This is a genomic window from Thioalkalivibrio sp. XN8 (genome assembly GCF_011058255.1).
Lineage (GTDB): Bacteria > Pseudomonadota > Gammaproteobacteria > Steroidobacterales > XN24 > XN24.
The window spans coordinates 1-214 of record NZ_JAALFH010000029.1; the positions used below are offsets into that span (position 1 = coordinate 1).

Annotated in this window: 1 protein-coding gene; it reads right to left on the reverse strand. The window is 70.6% G+C overall.

Features of this window, described 5'->3' with window-relative positions:
• The coding region (locus G6N75_RS03290) for a hypothetical protein (protein WP_165346642.1) at positions 1 to 214 on the reverse strand (214 nt) is incomplete at both ends.

Genomic DNA, 214 nt, shown 5'->3' on the forward strand with positions numbered 1-214 from the left:
CGTTCAGCGCCCGCGGATAGGTCGGGCTGGCAAACACGTGGTTCGTGACCACGGGGCTGCCCGTGCCGTCATCGGAGCCGAACACCGGCAGACGACCGGAACCCGGCCAGTTGGGCAGCTGCGACACGTCGCCGGCCCAGCCGTAGATGCCGCGACCGCGGTAGATCACGATCGGGGCGGTCGTCGCGCCGGCCGAGTGCACCGCATGCAGCAT